The sequence below is a fragment of the Corynebacterium sp. HMSC27B11 genome, from assembly GCF_001815985.1.
Taxonomy (GTDB): Bacteria; Actinomycetota; Actinomycetes; order Mycobacteriales; family Mycobacteriaceae; genus Corynebacterium.
Map to the genome: position 1 here is coordinate 1 of NZ_KV823583.1, position 15,416 is coordinate 15,416.

The window sequence follows — 15,416 nt, forward strand, 5'->3', positions numbered from 1 at the left end:
AAACAAATCGACGAATCCGGACACACATTTTGTCGTTTAACCCGAGGTTTCGCGTTTCCTAGGCTCAGCCCCCGTTAGCCGTTGATCACACTGGCGCTAAAGATTCCGCCCCGCTGCTGTGCAGCGGGGCGGAACGGAGTAAGGGGGGGGACTTTAAGCCTGTGTCTTGTCAACCTTCTTGAGGCGGGAGTAGACCAGAGCAGTGAGCCCGACGAAGGCGATGATGCCGATCCACTGCGCCGGTCCGGCGAAGCTCTCGCCGACCACGGCCAAGGCGTCGCCGTTGGAGGTCGCCGCAATGATGCCAGCGTTGATGACTCCGAAGAGAGATTCGCCGACGATCAGGCCGGTGGCCATGAGGACGCCCATGCGCTTGCTGCGCTGCGGATTAGCCTGCTTGTCGGCCCACTTGTTGTAGACGTAGCCCAGGGCAGCGCCGATGGGGATGATCAGCGTGAGAGAGGCCGGAAGGTACATTCCCATGCCCACCGCCAGAGGTGGCAGGGAGTAGCGGGAGGCCTTGCTCAGGACCTCGTTGATGACGATCACCACGGCGCCGATGGCCGCGCCCAGGCCGATGAGCCCCCAATCCAAGGAGTCTCCGAAGATGCCCTCGGCGACGGAGCTCAGCAGTGCAGCCTGAGGCGCTGCGAGAGCGTCGGGGCCGGCGCCCGGAGCGCCAGCGAAGCCGAAGCCCTTGCGCATGAGCTCCATGATCGGCGGGATGATCGCAGAACCGAAGATGACACCCAAGATGAGGGCCACCTGCTGCTTCCACGGGGTGGCGTCGACCAACTGGCCGGTCTTGAGGTCCTGGAGGTTGTCATTGGAAATCGTCGCGATGCCGAAGACAACCGACGCGGTGAACAGGGTGTAGGCGACGAGTGCGGTGGAGTCGGCCTCTCCGCCCACGACGACCTTGATCAGCAAGGCAGCAGACAGCACGACGATGATGCCGACGCCCGAGATGGGGGAGTTCGAGGAACCGATGAGACCGGCCATGTACCCGCAGATCGACGCGACGATGAGTCCCACCAGGAGGGTGTAGATAATCGACAGGGCGATGAGGCCGGTCATGTGGTGCGTGATGGTGGTGTCCTTCACGAAGAGCCACAGGAGCAGGCCCACTGGCAGCATCGACGCCACCGTGACTCCGGCGACGATGGGGAACGGGATGTCCCTTTCGGTGAGGTCCACAGCCTGGCCATCGTGGCGTGCGCGAGAGGAGGCAAGAGCCTCCTTGATGCCACGGATGATGGGGCCGATGATCTTCAGGAGGGTCCATACCGCAGCGATGGCCATGGTGCCTGCGCCGATGAAGCGAACTTCGGAAGAGAAGGTGGCCGAGACGATCTCGGAGATGTCGCCCTCGGCGGGGATGAGGCCCGACGTGCGCAGTGGCATGAGCACCCCGTAGGAGATGATCAAGCCAACGATCATGGCGATACCGACGGACATGCCGACGAGGTGACCGACGCCGATGAGTGCCAGCGAGAGCGAGCCACCCATCATCGTGGCGCCAGGGCCGAGGCGGAAGTAGGAAGACACCGAGGAGGCTGCGAGCTTCATGGCGCTGAGGATGGACATCACCGCAGACGCGATGGAGCCGAGGATGATCAGACGCAGCCCGGTCTTGTTTTCCTCAGCGGAGTCCTGGTTTTGGGTGTCGCCGACCTTGAGCACCTCGGCGGCTGCCACGCCCTCGGGGAAAGGGAGGTCTGAGCCTGTGACGAGCGCCCTGCGTAGCGGAATGGAGAAGGTCACGCCAAGGATGCCGCCGATAGCAACTACGGAGGCGGTGGTCCAGTAGGGGAAGCCCTGCCACCAGCCGACCATGATCAGGCCGGGGAGGACGAAGATGATGGCCGAAAGTGTGCCTGCCGCCGAGGCGATGGTCTGCACGATGTTGTTTTCCTGGATCGTGTGATCCTGGAAATTGCGCAGAATGGCCATGGAGATCACGGCTGCGGGGATCGAGGTGGCGAACGTCAGGCCAACGCGCAGCCCGAGGTAGACGTTGGCCGCCGTGAAGACGAGCGTGATGATGCCGCCGAGGAGCACCGCACGGAAGGTGAACTCTCGGACGGGGGAGCGGCGGGGTGCTGCAGAACCGGTGCTGACAGCAGCACTGCCGGTGCCTGGTGAGCTGGACATGGGGCGAACTTTCTAGTCAAAACTTCATGTTCTGAAATGATCGTAGACCCCAAAAGCCCTAGAGGTGAATCTCGATTTCCTTTGCCGTTTGCCGCAGCGCGTCCCCGAACTTCTCAGCAGGGGAGTCACCCATGCGGGCGACGGGCCCGGAGACGGATAGCGCAGCTACCATCGTGCCGGTCGAGTCGAAGATTGGGACGGAGGCGGAAGCCAGGCTGGCGTCGCGTTCTGCGACGGATTCGGAGATCTGGGTTTGACGCACGCGCTCCAGCTCCGCGGCGCTGTACGCGGCGGTGGGCAGCACCGCCTGCTGCAGTGAGACGGGGGCCCAGGCGACCAAGATGCGGGCCGCGGAGCCGGCGTTGAGGGTCATCCGGGTGTTGCGAGGAACGGTGTCGCGAAGGCCCGTGGCAGGTTCCGCGTTGGCCACACAGAGTCGCTCGAAGCCGGAGAGCTGGTAGACCTGGACGGATTCCTTGGTCTGCTCCACGAGCTTCGGGAGTAGGTGCTCGGCCGCTTCCTCCAGGCGCGGGCTGGTGCGCGGGGCGAGCTCGGCGAGCGCGGGCCCGGCTGTCCACTGACCGTCGGCCTGGCGCTCAATCAGCCGGTGTTTCTCCAGTGCCACGGAGATCCGGTGGGCGGTTGCCCGTGGCAGGCCGGTTTCGTCGCAGACTTCCGAGAGGTTGTGCGGACGGGCTGCGATGATGGAGAGGATGTAGACCGCGCGGTCGAGAACCTGGATGCCGCTGATCGCCGGGATGTCTGGCTTCTCGGCGCCAGCAGGGTGCGCGTCCCCAGGGTCGACCCCCAAGTGGGGTGGCTGCGGTGCCGAGTTGGTATTTCGCTCAGATGTATATCCCATGATTTGATACTATACATTCCATCAAGTGGAACTGGCGAACTTTCGGGTGACTCCCGAGGTTCGCAAGATTCTGGAAATGAGGAGAGCGTAGTGAACACCACAACTAATACCACCCGCGGCGCAACAGAAAAGCCGCTGACGCTCGCCGAGAAGGTCTGGCGCGACCACCTCGTCGCCAGTGGATCGGACGGCGACCCGGACCTGCTGTACATCGACCTCCACCTCGTCCACGAGGTTACCTCGCCGCAGGCCTTCGACGGGCTGCGCCAGGCCGGTCGTCCCGTCCGTCGTCCTGACCTGACCATCGCAACCGAGGACCACAACGTCCCCACGACCGGCGTCGTCGGTGGAAACCTGCTGGATATCGAGGACCAGACCTCCCGCCTGCAGGTCTCGACCCTGCGCAAGAACGCCGAAGAGTTCGGCATCCGCCTGCACTCCATGGGGGACATCGACCAGGGCATCGTCCACACCGTCGGCCCACAGCTCGGCCTGACTCAGCCGGGCATGACGGTGGTGTGCGGTGACTCCCACACCTCCACCCACGGTGCCTTCGGCTCCATCGCCATGGGCATCGGCACCTCCGAGGTCGAGCACGTGCTGGCCACCCAGACTCTGCCGCTGAAGCCCTTCAAGACCATGGCCATCGAGGTCAGCGGAGAGCTGCAGCCGGGTGTCTCCGCCAAGGACCTGATCCTCGCCATCATCGCGAAGATCGGCACCGGTGGCGGCCAGGGCCACATCATTGAATACCGTGGTGAGGCCATCGAGAAGCTGTCGATGGAAGCCCGCATGACCATCTGCAACATGTCCATCGAGGCCGGCGCCCGGGCCGGCATGGTTGCTCCCGACCAGACCACCTTCGACTACCTCGAGGGCCGCCCGCACGCCCCGCAGGGCCAGGACTGGGAGGACGCCGTCGAGTACTGGAAGTCCCTCCGCACCGATGAGGGAGCGGAGTTCGACACGGTCGTCCACATCGACGGCTCCAGCCTCACCCCGTTCATCACCTGGGGAACCAACCCGGGCCAGGGCCTGCCGCTGGGCGCGACCGTGCCCGCGCCGGAGGACTTCACCAACGACACCGACCGCGCCGCCGCCGAGAGCGCCCTGGAGTACATGGATCTGACCCCGGGAACCCCGCTGCGGGACATCCCGGTGGACGTGGTCTTCCTGGGTTCCTGCACCAACGCCCGCATCGAGGACCTGCGCGCCGCCGCGGAGGTTCTGGACGGCCGGAAGGTTGCGGACAGCGTCCAGATGCTCGTCGTCCCGTCGTCCACGCGAGTCAAGCAGCAGGCAGAGGAGGAGGGCCTGGACAAGATCTTCCTCGCCGCGGGCGCTGAGTGGCGCACCGCAGGCTGCTCCATGTGCCTGGGCATGAACCCGGACCAGCTGACCCCCGGCCAGCGCTCCGCCTCGACTTCCAACCGCAACTTCGAGGGCCGCCAGGGCAAGGGTGGGCGCACCCACCTGGTCTCCCCGCAGGTCGCAGCGGCAACCGCCGTGCAGGGCACCTTCGCAAGCCCCGCCGACCTCTAAGCGAACACGTCACCCACAAGTTCACCCACGGAACCCACGAAGGAAGCCACACCATGGAAAAGTTCCACACCCACACCGGTGTCGCAGCGCCCCTGATGCGCTCCAACGTCGACACCGACCAGATCATCCCCGCCGTGTACCTGAAGCGCGTGACCCGCACCGGCTTCGAGGACGGCCTGTTCGCTGGCTGGCGCCAGAGCCCGGACTTCGTCCTCAACCAGGATGCGTTTAAGAACGCTTCCGTGCTGGTCGCGGGACCGGACTTCGGCACCGGCTCCTCCCGTGAGCACGCCGTCTGGGCGCTGCTGGACTACGGTTTCCGCGTTGTCCTCTCCTCCCGCTTCGCGGATATTTTCAAGGGCAACTCCAGCAAGGCCGGGCTGCTGGCCGCTATCGTCGAGCAGTCCGATATCGAGCTGATGTGGAAGCTCATCGAGCAGAACCCCGGCATCGAGATGACCGTGAACCTTGAGGATCGCACCGCGACCCTGGGCAGCCACACCTTCAACATCGAGGTGGATGACTACACCCGCTGGCGCCTGATGGAAGGGCTGGATGACATCGGCCTGACCCTGCGCAAGGAAGAGCAGATCGCCGAGTTCGAGTCGCAGCGCCCGAGCTTCAAACCGAAGACGCTGCCAGCCCGCACCGCGGACTAAACGGCCGGAACGGCTGAAAAGACCCCGCCCCAGTCGGCCACAGAGCCGATCGAGGGGCGGGGTCTCGCCGCTATAGGGCGGCAGGTCACCGGCAATGGGCGCCTACCGCCCGGCCAGCCGGATTACTTCACCGGCAACGCGCTAGCTAGGTAGTCCGCACCCAGCAGTTGATCATCCTTGAAGTGCAGCACCCACACGCTGCCCTTCTTCACGCGCACGTCCTCGACCTCAATACCGCTCTCGGAAAAGAGGTGCTCCAGCATCGCCGGGATCGCCGCACCCTGGGAGGACACGGCGGCGACCTTGCGCTGCTCAACCGTCGCCTTCAGCGCAGCAACAGCCGCCGGGACGTCCGCCACGACCTGATCGTCGGAGAAGGTCGAGGACACCGTCAGCGGAAGGTCGAAAGCCTGGGAGAGCGGGGAGACCGTGTCGAAGCAGCGATCCGGGCGAGCCGAGAACACCGCCGACGGCCCATAGGCCCCCAGCTGGGAGACGAGCATCTCGGACTGGCGACGGCCACGCTTGTCCAGAATGCGCTTGTCATCATCACCGCTCCACGTCCGCCGTGGCAGCGCGCGGGCATGGCGAGTCAGCAGAACCCGACGGTTTGCCCCCAGGGCCAGCAGCTCCAAAGCAGCATCCAAAACCTGCTGATCGAGCGGGTAAGTTAGCGATTTGCGCGCCTTCTTCGGCGACAACCAACGCAGCTCGTCGACCTCGTCGTCCACATCATCGTTGCCCTCGAAGTAGCCGTCCACGGCCTCCGCAGTCCAGTAATAAACCACCTTCGTGCGCTTGCGGACCGGGTAGTGGACGTAGCCCAGCAACCAGCCGAGTTCCACGCGGTAGCCGGTCTCCTCCAGGATCTCACGGAACGCGGTGCCCGCGAGGTTCTCGCCGGGGTCGACCTTGCCTTTCGGCAGCGTCCAGTCGTCGTAGCGGGGGCGGTGCTCCACCGCGATCTCCAGCTCACCCTGCTCGTTGTGCCGCCACAGCACCGCGCCTGCGGCGAACGTCGGGCGCTCGAACTCTTCGGTGGGGTGGGAGCCGATGCGCGCCACGTGGCCGCGCCCGTTGATGGACTTGGCCAGGGATGTGGATAGGTCGCCGTCGCCGTTGTTCGTGATCACGAGGAAAATCCTCCCGTCGGGGGACTAGAATTGGGAAGCTGACTTAACAACAGTGATCCTATACGAGGCCATACAGGACCAGATACGTAGGCATTCGGCACATAAATTTTAGGCGGTGTTCGCACGATGGTGCAGGTAGCAGTGATGGGGGCTGGTTCGTGGGGGACGACCGTGGCGAAGGTTTTCGCCGACTCCGGCAACCCCGTCACCCTGTGGGCTCGCCGCGATGAGGTCGCCGCCGACGTCAACGAGAATCACCGCAATAGCGCCTATCTCGGGGACGTGGACCTTCCCGAAGGACTTTCAGCGACGACGGACCCCGCCACGGCACTTCACGGTGCGGAGATCGTGGTGCTCGGCGTCCCCTCCCAGACGCTGCGCAGCAACCTGAGCAGCTGGCGGGAACACATTGAGCCGAATGCCACGATCATCAGCCTGGCCAAGGGCATCGAGTACGAGACCGGGATGCGGATGAGCCAGGTCATCGCGGACGTCGCCGGGGTCGCCAGCGACTGGGTCGCCGTGCTCACCGGTCCGAACCTCGCCAAGGAAGTCGCCCAGGGGCAACCCGCCGCCACCCTCATCGCCTGCGAGGACGACGACCGCGCCCGCTTCGTCCAGTCCGCCGTCGCCGCGCCGTATTTCCGGCCCTACACCAGCCAGGACGTCCTGGGGGCCGAGGTCGCTGGTACCTCCAAGAACGTCATCGCGTTGGCCGCGGGTATCGCCGCAGGCTGTGGCTTCGGGGCAAACACCAATGCCACCGTCATCACCCGCGGGCTTGCCGAGACCACCAGGCTGGCCCTCCAGCTCGGCGCGGACGCGCGCACCATGGCCGGGCTCGCGGGAATGGGCGACCTGGTCGCCACGTGTACCTCGCCACTATCCCGCAACCGCAGCTTCGGCCAGCGCCTTGGCGAGGGCGCAGGTCTAGAGGCAGCTGCTGAGGCCACCAAGGGGCAGGTCGCCGAGGGCGTGGTCAGCTGCCGCTCCGTCCAGGCGCTGGCGCGCAAGGCCGGGGTGGAAATGCCCATCACGGATGCGGTGGTGCAGGTCTGCTACGAGGGCGCGACCCCGGAGCAGATCATCAACCAGCTGCTGGGGCGCACCCGCAAGCCCGAGTGACGGCCCGAGTGCCAGGGGCGCGCCGTCCCCGCGGTGGGCTACCGCGATTCGCTGCCCCAAGCGGGTAGGGTTAGCGCTGTGACTGCAGCTGAAAAACTCACCGTCGCCGTCGTTTACGGTGGCCAATCGACCGAGCACTCCGTGTCCTGTATCTCCGCGGGCGCGATCATCGACAACCTGGACCCTGAGCGGTTCACGGTCGTCCCCGTCGGCATCACCAGCGGGGGAGCGTGGGTGCCGGGGACCACGGATACCGCACAGCTGCGAGCCGACGGTCGCGAGCTGCCCACCGTCGCCGATCAGGGCGAGCGCATCCAACCCATGCTGGGTGCCGCCGGTGAGGCCACCGAATTCCGCTTCGTCTCCGGTGACCGCGCCGGGGAGGTCTTCGCCACCGCGGACGTCATCTTCCCCGTCCTGCACGGCGCTAACGGCGAGGACGGCACCATCCAGGGTCTCTTCGACCTGCTGGGCGCCCGCTACGTCGGCAACGGCGTGCTGGCGTCTGCCGCGGGCATGGACAAGGAGTTCACCAAGAAGATCGCCCGGGAGGCCAACATCCCGACCGGACCCGAGGTCGTTCTGCAGGGCCGCACCGAGCTGACGGACGAGGAGCGCCAGCTGCTCGGCCTCCCGGTCTTCGTCAAGCCCGCCCGGGGTGGCTCCTCCATCGGCATCTCGAAGGTGGACAGCTGGCAGGACCTGCCCGCCGCCATCGAGGAGGCCGCCTCCCATGACCCGAAGGTCATCATCGAGGCCATGATTACCGGCCCCGAGGTTGAGTGCGGCGTGCTGGAGCGCGAGGACGGCACCCTGGTCGCATCCTCCCCAGCCATGCTGCAGGGCACCGATGCCGGCGAGGAGGGCTTTTATGGCTTCGACGCCAAGTACCTCGACGACACCGTCAGCGCCACCATTCCGGCACCGCTCGACGAGGCCACGACGCGCCGGGTGCAGCAGCTCGCGATCGAGACCTACCGGGCGCTGGGCTGCACCGGCCTGGCCCGCGTGGACTTCTTCGTCACCGATGCTGGCCCGATCCTCAATGAGATCAACACCATGCCTGGCTTCACCCCAATCAGCATGTACCCGCAGATGTTCCTGGCCGATGGTCTGAGCTACGCCGACCTGCTGACCACCCTGGTCGCCGGGGCGCGTCGCCACTCATAGTCCCTAAGACAACGGGAAACGCCCGCCACGGTCATCGTGGCGGGCGTTGTCGTGTGCGGGGGCTGCCCCGGAATAGCCCGGGACGTTCATCACGCGCCGGGAGGTACTAGGAGCGCTCGGCGCGCTTCGACATGCTCTCGGTAATCGCCTTCGTCACCGTGGGCAGCACATCGCCGCTGCTGAACTGCGGCATCGCGACGGCGACGACCTCCTCGTGGCCGATCGCGTACCAGTGACCGATCGTCGAACCCTGAGCGAGAGCAGGGGCGTCGAACCACGGAACGTCGTCGATCTGGGAGAGGCGCTCGCCGCGCTCATAGGACTCCGGGAAGGCAACGCCACAGCGGACAACGACCGGCTCGTTGCCTTCCTTCTCGGGCTGGTAGACGACCAGAGAATCCGCCGCGGCGCGTTTGGCCTGCTCGATGAGGCCCGAGAGCTTCGGGTCTCGCAGTGCGTCCTCGCCGGCCACGGCCTTGGCGTTGTTCTCCATCAGCTCGCCCAGCTCCTGGCTGCTCAGGCGGCGGAAGCCGGCGATCTCCGCAGGCAGGGCCTCGTCGAAGGAACGGCAGGTCTGCTCGTTGCGGTCCTTGGCTACCGGCTCGTCGGCCAGCGGCAGGGCAGCCGGGGTCACGGGGGATTGAGAGGATGCGACCTCGCCGAGAACGGGGGAGATCTCCGCCACCGCGTCTTTGATGAGGCCGCCGTCCGCCTCGGACGTCACCGCAACGGTCGGCTCGCCAGACACGGAGTACCAGGTGGCCAGGGTGGAGCCCGGGGTGGCGTCCTGGGCGATGAACCAGCTCGCCCCCTCAGCCGCGGAGACCGGGCTGATGACGGTGTACTGGTCCGGCATCGTGACACCGCAACGGACGGTCAGCTGGGTGCCGTTGGTGTCCCGGTAAGCGACGGTGCCGTCTGGAACCGGATCCAGAATGCCCACCTTCCGGAACTTACCGGCCTTCTCCGGGGCCTTCTCCACCAGCTGGGAGCACTCCGCGGCCTTCGCATCCGGCGCATCGACGGCGCCGACCGAGACGTCCGAATACTTCTGCCGATCCGAAAGAATCTTGGCTCCCCCCAACACCGCGACGGTGAAGACGAGAGCTAGGATCAGACTGATCGTGACGAGTGAACGGGGAGCCCCTGCTCCACGGCCCTGGGCATCAGTCCCCGTAGTCGGGCCCTGCGAGGCAGCCGGGGAAGCACCCTGTGGATTACGCTGTGTGCTCATAGGCACACATCTTATAAGGAGGCGGGCGGATGTCCCGATACACCGGGCCTACGGTGCGCGAGGTGGGGGAGGCGGCCACCATCCAGGCGATCCGTCGTGCGGCCCCGAGCGAACTCAACGGGGACGACGCGGCGATCCTGCGGCCCACAGCACCGAATTCGCGCCACGTCAGCTGCACCGACATCCTCGTCCTCGGGCGCCACTTCCGGCCCGAATACTCCACGGCCTACGAAGTCGGTGTGAAAGCCATCACCCAAAACTTCGCCGACATCCAGGCCATGGGAGCCCGGCCCACCGCGGCCCTGCTTGGGTTGGCGATCCCGGGTGAGACCCCGCTGAGCTGGGTCAGCGAACTCGCCGAGGGGATTGAGGCCGCCGCCGAACCCTGGGCCGCCGAACTGGTGGGTGGCGACATCGTGCAGGGCAAAGAACTCCTCATCTCCATCACCGCGCTCGGCGAGCTCACCGGCCCCGCGCCCGCCCTGCGGGTCAACCGCGCCGCGCCGGGGCAGCAGGTCATCGTGCACGGCAAGCTCGGGCACTCCGCGGCGGGGCTGGACGTGCTGCGCCACTACGGCAGCCGGGCAGCGATCCCGGACGATGAAATCCTGCAGGAACTGGCCAGCTGGCACTGCGCACCCACCCTGGTGGCGGGGCAGGGGACCGTCGCCCGGGCAGCCGGTGTGGCCAGCATGACTGATAACTCCGACGGGCTGATCTCCGACCTCAACCACATCGCGACGTCCTCCGGGGTCACCATCGACGTCGAAAAGGCCAGCATCGCCCCCGACGAGATGCTCCAGCACGCGGCAGACGTCTTGCAGGCGGACCCGTGGAAGTGGGTCTTGGGCGGCGGGGAGGACCACAGCCTTTTGGCCACCACCGCAGCCCGCATCCCCACCGGCTTCCGGCGCATCGGGAGCACGGGCTCGCAAACCGGTTCGGGACCGAAGGTCACCATCGATCGCGCCACCCCGGTCTACACCGCGGGCTGGTCCTCGCTCTAAGCCCCACACGACACCGGCTAGGAGGCCCACCATGATCTACGTGCACCCCAATTGGCAGCTACCCGGGCTGGAGGAAACTCTGCACAAAGCGCAGGCCGCCCACGCGCCGGGCCAACAGGTCCTCCCGCCGGAGGAATACATCCTGCGGGCCTTCGAAGTCGACCCGGCTGAGGTGAAGTGCCTCATCGTGGGGCAGGACCCATATCCCACCCCTGGGCACGCGGTGGGGCTCGCGTTCTCCTCCGAAGGTGAGCAGATCCCGAAGTCCCTGCAGAACATCTTCACGGAATACAGCGAGGACCTGGGCCTGCCCCGGCCCACCACCGCGGACCTAAGCCCCTGGCTGGACGAGGGGGTGCTGCTGCTCAACCGGGTGCTCACGGTGCTCGCGGGACAGGCGAATAGCCACCGGGGCTTGGGATGGGAGGCCATTACGGAGGCCGCGGTCCGCCAGGTCGCAACCAACGAGCACTTCTGCGCGATCCTCTGGGGCAAACAGGCCCAGCAGCTGGCGGGCATCATCGGGGCTGAGCGCTGCATCATGTCCCCGCACCCATCGCCGCTGTCTGCCTACCGCGGGTTCTTCGGCTCCCGGCCCTTCAGTCGGGCCAATGAAATCCTGCGGGCCCAGGGTGCCGATCCCGTGGATTGGCGCCTCGACCGTTAAGCTGGCAGGCATGTCCGAAACGATTTCCGCGCTCGCCGTCACCCATTGGGTGCGCCGGGCAGCAACACTGCTCGAGGAATCTCAGGCGGAAATCAACCGCATCAACGTGTTCCCCATCGCGGACTCCGACACCGGGTCGAACATGGCCCACACCGTCCGCGCCGCCTGCGAGGAACTCCAGTCGGCGGTCAGCGAGGGCACGCTGCCGGAACCGGAGGACGCCACCGACGCGAACCTCCCGGCCATCACCGCGCTATTGGCCACCGGCGCGGTCAAGGGTGCGCGAGGGAACTCCGGAATGGTGCTGAGCCAGGTCTTCCGTGCCCTCGCGGATGCCTCCGCCCAGGGGCCGATCGACGCGGCCGCGCTGGTTCGGATGCTCCAGGACGCCGTGGGATTTGCCGAGTCCACCATCGCCGCCCCCGTGGAAGGCACGATTCTCACTGTCCTGCGCCAGGCCGCCACAGGTGCGAGCACCGCCCATGAGGCGGGCCAGGGGATGAGCGAGATCGTCGACGCGTCGCTCGACGCTGCCCGCGAGGCACTCTTCGATACCCCCAACCAGCTCGAGGCCCTCGCCGAGGCTGGGGTCTACGATGCCGGCGGAGCAGGATTCATCCTCATACTCGAGGCACTCAAAGACGTCCTGAGCGGTGGGCCCGCAGGGACAACGCTGAAGGACTCCGGCGCAGCGGGGCACGAGGGTCCAAGAGTTGATAGCGCATCCGGTAGCCACACCGAATCTCACGGTGTCCCCGCCGAGCTGGAGTTGCTCTTCTTCTTCCACGGCGACGTCGACCCGCTGCGCGAGGTACTCGCCACGCATGGCGATTCAATCGTTATCGCCCCCGTGTCCGAGGGACAGGCGAAGGTACACGTCCACACGCTTCAGGCCGGCCCGCTGCTCGAACAGGCCTTCGGCCTGGGACAGGTGACCGAGTTGCGGATTGAAGTGCTGCCCAACCAACCGGGCACGCCTGCAGCCGCGACGCGCCGGGCCTCCCGTCCCATCATCGCGCTGGTTTCCGGTCACAACGAGGGCGCGAAAGATGCGGTAGGCGATTCCGGTGAGGATGTTGGGCAAGATATCTTCGCGGCCGTGGGGGCCGTCAGCCTTGACCCAGCAGCCAGCGAGGAGCAGACCCGGGCCGCACTGGAGCAGCTGCCCGCCGGTGATATCGCTGTGCTCACCAACGGGGCGGACCCCGCGGCCATCCTGGAGGTAGCCCAGCGGGAGGGCAGTGGCCGTCAGCTCAACATCATCGACACCGACTCCCTGGTTGGGGGCCTGGCAGCGCTTGCGGTGTTCGATCCGACGAACGATTGGGAGGACAACACGGCGGACATGCTGGACGCCAGTGTGTCCCAGCGTTGGTGGCAGGGCCCGCCTGAGCAGCTGCCGCAGGCCGTGGCTGACCTGTTGGCTGATGGTGGGGAACTCGTCACCTTCATCACCTCCGAACCCGCTGTGGCTACGGCCGTGGAGGCCTTCGTGCAGCGCGCTCGCGAGCAGCACCCCAGCGTGGAATTCCACGAGCATCGCGCTCGGGGCTTGGGTGCTGCGGTGCAGGTGGGTGTCGAGTAGATGCTCGGTTGGCAGGACACCCGCCCGCTCACCACGGCGACCACCCCCGACCGGGCGAAGAACCTGGCGGATAAGCCGGGGCTGAAGACCCTTCAGGATGTGTTGCTGACCTTCCCGACCCGCTACGCCAGGCTGGGGACGTCTGACCAGCTGGACATGCTCGTGCCAGGCGAAATGTACACCTGCGTGGCTCAGATCCTGGGGGTCGAGCAGAAAGAGAACTTTTCGGGCCGCGGGCCGCGAACCTTCATCCGCTTCCGCTTCACCGACGGCAGCGTGCAGATGGAGTCCGCGCTCTTCGGTAACCCGAAGATGCACCTGGGGGTGATCCAGCCCGGCGCGATCCTGCTGCTGCACGGCAAGCTGGATACGTTTCGCAACCAGTGGCAGCTGAAGAATCCCAGTTATGTGACGATCGACCCGGGCCCCAGCGCGCGCTTTGGGGCTTATGGCTCGCTGAAGACCATCGTCACGATCGCGGGCAGCCAGGAGGCGGCCGAGGAGCTGCTGCGCATGCCTTACCTACCTGGTTATCCGCGCAAGCGGGGTACTTCGACCGCGGAACTGATCGGCGTGGTGGACCAGATCCTTCGCGGCCCGCTCGCGCCGACGCCAGGGGGTGAGACGATCCCGGAGATGCTGCCGGATCCCACCGCGGCGGGGACGAGCGTGGACGGCGCCGAATCGGTGCCTGCGTGGCCGACCGGAGCTGACGGTGCGCCGCTGATTCGTTTCGATGCGGCCCTACGAGGCATTCACCAGCCACCGGAGGAGGGGCCGGGTGCTGCGATCGAACGTTTGAAGTTTAATGAGGCCCTGGAGCTACAGCTCATCATGGCGCTGCGGGCGGCGGACTCCACGCGGCGCACCTCACCGCGGGTGGATGCGCTGCACTCCGAGCTGCTGGCCTCCTTCATCCACAGCCTGCCCTATCGGCTGAGCGAGGGGCAGACGACCGCGTGGGACCGGGTCGCCGAAGCGCTCGATTCCACGGTGCCGGCGAACCTCATGCTCCAAGGCGACGTCGGTAGCGGTAAGACCCTGATCGCAGCACTCGCGATGGTGGCGGCCGCGGATGCTGGCTTGCAGTGCGCCTTCATTGCCCCGACGGAGGTGCTGGCGGTGCAGCACGCGCAGACCTTGACACGCCTGGTCGAGGGGCTCCCGATTACCATCACGGTTCTCACCGGCAGCCAGAACTCTGAGGTACGCCGCCGAGCCCTGCTGGACATCGTCAGCGGCCAGGCACACATCGTGGTCGGCACGCACGCGCTGATCCAGGATTCGGTGGAGTTCTTCAACCTGGGGCTCGTGGTCGTCGACGAGCAGCACCGCTTCGGCGTGCGGCAGCGCGATTATCTGAAGAACAAGGCCGCGACAGGCAAGACCCCGCACATGCTGGTCATGACGGCCACACCGATCCCCCGCAGCGTCGCGATGACGATGTTCGGTGATCTCGAACCCATCGTCCTGCCTGGGCTGCCGAGTGGACGCGGTGAGGTGCGCACCGCCGTCGTCCAGGCCGGTCGCCGCGCGTGGGTGGACCGCATGTGGCAGCGAATTTCCGAGGACGTCGCCGCCGGTCACCAGGCTTTCGTCGTGGTGCCGCGCATCGAGGGCGAGGACGGGGTTCTGGCCTGGGCGGAGAAGCTGGCGTCGGGCCCGTTGGCGCACTGCACGGTGGATGTACTGCACGGCAAGATGGCTCCCGAAGAGAAGGCCGCCGCGATGGCGGATTTCGCTGAGGGACGCACGGATGTGCTGGTTGCCACCACGGTCATCGAGGTCGGGGTGGACGTCCCGAACGCGACGGTGATGGTGATCATCGATGCCGAAAACTTTGGTGTTTCCCAGCTGCACCAGCTGCGTGGCCGCATCGGCCGAGGCTCGGCCGATGGCTGGTGCATGTTGCACACCACCACACTGCCGGGGTCTGCCAGCTATGACAGACTTGAGGCGGTTGCGGCGACGACCGACGGCTTCGCGCTGGCCGAGCTGGACCTCGAGCAGCGAACCGAGGGAGATATCCTCGGCGATGACCAGTCCGGGGCCGGTTCCCGCCGAGCGAGCCTGCTGAACCTCGCAAGCGATGGTGAGATCATCATGCGGGCTAAGGATTACGCCCGGGAATTGGTGGCTAAGCAGGAAGAACTAGCCCGGAGGCTCGTCGCGGACATTGAGTTGGAAGACCAGGCGTATATCCAGCGCGGCTAGCCCACAGGGCCATACAGCGCGGTCATTGGGTAGGCGCCAGGTGTGTAGAGGAACAAGGAGAGCC

The 15,416-nt window shown here is 66.3% G+C and carries 12 protein-coding genes; 8 read left to right on the top strand and 4 right to left on the bottom strand.

Annotated features, from left to right (window positions below; translation table 11 throughout):
- Positions 1–153: 153 nt before the first annotated feature.
- Positions 154–2,154 (bottom strand): OPT family oligopeptide transporter, encoded by a 2,001-nt coding sequence (locus HMPREF3097_RS09035; RefSeq protein WP_083317988.1) that lies wholly within the window; start codon positions 2,152–2,154, stop codon positions 154–156.
- Between the two features lie 58 nt (positions 2,155–2,212).
- The gene (locus HMPREF3097_RS09040; RefSeq protein WP_210398579.1) at positions 2,213–3,016 is read right to left on the bottom strand and encodes an IclR family transcriptional regulator; all 804 of its coding nucleotides are present in this window, start codon (positions 3,014–3,016) and stop codon (positions 2,213–2,215) included.
- Positions 3,017–3,106: 90 nt separating this feature from the next.
- On the opposite strand from HMPREF3097_RS09040, the gene leuC reads away from it, so the two are divergent.
- Positions 3,107–4,558, top strand: coding sequence for a 3-isopropylmalate dehydratase large subunit (gene leuC / locus HMPREF3097_RS09045; RefSeq protein WP_070761968.1), 1,452 nt, complete (start codon positions 3,107–3,109; stop codon positions 4,556–4,558).
- 53 nt (positions 4,559–4,611) lie between these two features.
- A complete protein-coding gene (leuD, locus tag HMPREF3097_RS09050; RefSeq protein ID WP_070761969.1) occupies positions 4,612–5,217 on the top strand; it encodes a 3-isopropylmalate dehydratase small subunit in 606 nt (201 codons plus the stop codon).
- 122 nt (positions 5,218–5,339) lie between these two features.
- Here the strand turns inward: leuD and HMPREF3097_RS09055 are convergent, their stop codons facing one another.
- Complete coding sequence (locus HMPREF3097_RS09055) at positions 5,340–6,350, bottom strand: NUDIX hydrolase (RefSeq protein WP_070761970.1); 1,011 nt, start codon at positions 6,348–6,350, stop codon at positions 5,340–5,342.
- A 126-nt stretch (positions 6,351–6,476) separates the two neighbouring features.
- On the opposite strand from HMPREF3097_RS09055, the gene HMPREF3097_RS09060 reads away from it, so the two are divergent.
- A complete protein-coding gene (locus HMPREF3097_RS09060; RefSeq protein WP_070761971.1) occupies positions 6,477–7,475 on the top strand; it encodes an NAD(P)H-dependent glycerol-3-phosphate dehydrogenase in 999 nt (332 codons plus the stop codon).
- A gap of 78 nt (positions 7,476–7,553) precedes the next feature.
- The gene (locus HMPREF3097_RS09065) at positions 7,554–8,645 is read left to right on the top strand and encodes a D-alanine--D-alanine ligase family protein (RefSeq protein WP_070761972.1); all 1,092 of its coding nucleotides are present in this window, start codon (positions 7,554–7,556) and stop codon (positions 8,643–8,645) included.
- A gap of 106 nt (positions 8,646–8,751) precedes the next feature.
- On the opposite strand, the gene HMPREF3097_RS09070 is transcribed toward HMPREF3097_RS09065, so the two are convergent.
- Positions 8,752–9,879, bottom strand: a complete 1,128-nt coding sequence (locus tag HMPREF3097_RS09070) for a DUF3515 domain-containing protein (protein ID WP_070761973.1) — start codon at positions 9,877–9,879, stop codon at positions 8,752–8,754.
- 29 nt (positions 9,880–9,908) lie between these two features.
- Between HMPREF3097_RS09070 and HMPREF3097_RS09075 the strand changes: the two genes are divergently transcribed.
- The 4 genes from HMPREF3097_RS09075 to HMPREF3097_RS09090 are packed head-to-tail and all read left to right on the top strand — an operon-like array spanning position 9,909 to position 15,352.
- Complete coding sequence (locus tag HMPREF3097_RS09075) at positions 9,909–10,886, top strand: thiamine-phosphate kinase (protein WP_070761974.1); 978 nt, start codon at positions 9,909–9,911, stop codon at positions 10,884–10,886.
- Positions 10,887–10,917: 31 nt separating this feature from the next.
- A complete protein-coding gene (locus HMPREF3097_RS09080; protein WP_070761975.1) occupies positions 10,918–11,553 on the top strand; it encodes a uracil-DNA glycosylase in 636 nt (211 codons plus the stop codon).
- Positions 11,554–11,563: 10 nt separating this feature from the next.
- On the top strand, positions 11,564–13,138 hold the full coding sequence (locus tag HMPREF3097_RS09085; RefSeq protein WP_246821356.1) for a DAK2 domain-containing protein: 1,575 nt from the start codon (positions 11,564–11,566) through the stop codon (positions 13,136–13,138).
- A complete protein-coding gene (locus HMPREF3097_RS09090; RefSeq protein ID WP_070761977.1) occupies positions 13,139–15,352 on the top strand; it encodes an ATP-dependent DNA helicase RecG in 2,214 nt (737 codons plus the stop codon).
- The last annotated feature ends 64 nt before the right edge of the window (positions 15,353–15,416 follow it).